This window comes from Candidatus Tremblayella phenacoccinincola (genome assembly GCF_002682985.1).
In the GTDB taxonomy this organism is placed as follows: Bacteria; Pseudomonadota; Gammaproteobacteria; order Burkholderiales; family Burkholderiaceae; genus Tremblaya; species Tremblaya phenacola_C.
In genome coordinates, this window is sequence record NZ_MKGN01000023.1 from 1 (window position 1) to 1805 (window position 1805).

Consider the following 1805-nt stretch of genomic DNA (forward strand, 5'->3'; position numbering starts at 1 on the left):
GTGTTCTAGAGAAGGGCTTAGAATAGATAGTCTTTTGGTTAGTTAACTATTGATTCAGGGACATATTCCAATAATACATCACTACGAGCAACCCAAAAGCCATAGAGCCAACAGCAATATATCATATGAATGCTAATATAAAAGAAGAAACAATAGCTGCTTTATCAACAACCCAAAAGGCTAGTGGCATAGGCATAATAAAGATATCAGGCATCAAAGCAAAGCCACTAGCCATATCTATGTTAGGGAAGCTACCAGAACCAAGAAAAGCTGAACTACTACTCTTTTATAATACAGATAAAGTAATAATAGATAAAGGCATAGCTATATATTTCCCTAAACCATGCTCCTTCACCGGTGAAGACGTTTTAGAGCTTCAAGGCCATGGGAACCCAATACTATTAGATTCTATATTGCAAAGACTAGTTAATTCAACAGGAGTAAGATTAGCTAACCCAGGTGAGTTCTTAAAAAGAGCCTATTTAAATAGAAAGATAGACTTAACACAAGCGGAGGCTATTTCAACCCTAATAGCTGCTACTTCACTAAGGACAGCAAGTTGTGCAATGAATTCAATGTTAGGTATATTCTCAGATGAAGCTAATAACATAAAAGATCTAATAACAAAAGCACGTATCAATATAGAAGCTAGTCTATGTTTTATTGAAACACCTAATAGAATCCCAATAAGAAAAGCAATCAAGCTAATAAATAAAGCCTTATTAGAGTCTAAAAAGATATATATTAAAACAAAGCTATATAACAACTTCCATAAACCCAATACTATAGTAATAACAGGAGCACCCAACACAGGAAAGTCAAGCATATTCAACACATTAACAGAAAGTGATACTTCAATTGTAACAGATCTTTCAGGAACAACTCGAGATACTTTAGCTAAACCGATCTGTATATCAGGAATGTCTTTAACTATAGTAGATACAGCCGGTATACATAAAACAAAAGATATCTTAGAAAAGATAAGTATAAAAAGAACTTGGGGTGAAGTTATCAAAGCAGACCACATATTGTTAATAAAAACAACACTCTCTAAAGATAATAGAATACCAAACAATATAATAAGAAACTTCTCAGGTAAGTCCATAACAATAATAATAAATAAGATAGACTTAACAAAAGAAAAAGCATCTATAAAAACCATATCTAACAACTACTCTATAGTTAAGGTATCCGCTAAAACAGGAGAGGGGTTAGCTGTTCTTAAAGATCATCTAAAACGTATACTAGATCCCAATGTAAATATAGAACCTAGCTATATATGTAGGAAAAGGTATTTATGTTTATTAAAGAACACAATAAAACATCTTATAAAAGCAAGTAAAGAACATATAAGAACCAAAGGTGTTTTAATAGCAGATGCTGTTGGGTTAGCAGAGAAAGAAGCTTCTAAACTTGTTGGGGAATCATCTAGTGAGGGTTTCCTAACAGAACAGGTATTAAATGAACTCTTTGATGGGCTTTGTATCGGTAAATAAAACTGAAGGGGTTTGGTTGTCCACATAATGAGCTGCTTAGATAGTTCTTTGGGGGAACCCTATTGGTAGTTAGCTATATAGCTAGAAGGAGGAGGGTAGTAGTAGTTATTAGGCATATCTATATTACTCCCTTCTCTAACATATTTAGATGAAGCTACTGATGCTTCTATTAAGAACATCTTCTTCAGGCTCTCAACCCATAGACCACAACCCAAGAGACATCCAAACCCAAGGAGAGCTGGAACCCATGCTAACTATAGAATACTTCCTCTTTGTAGTGGTTCTAAACAGTCTTTGTGTTAACGCTGT

At 34.1% G+C, this 1805-nt stretch carries 1 protein-coding gene; it reads left to right on the forward strand.

What is annotated here, in order from left to right; all coding sequences use genetic code 11:
• Nucleotides 1-125 precede the first annotated feature (125 nt).
• Nucleotides 126-1496 carry a tRNA modification GTPase gene (locus tag TPPER_RS01290; RefSeq protein ID WP_099336958.1) on the forward strand — a complete coding sequence of 457 codons (1371 nt, stop codon included), beginning with the start codon at nucleotides 126-128 and terminating at the stop codon, nucleotides 1494-1496.
• Nucleotides 1497-1805: the final 309 nt, after the last annotated feature.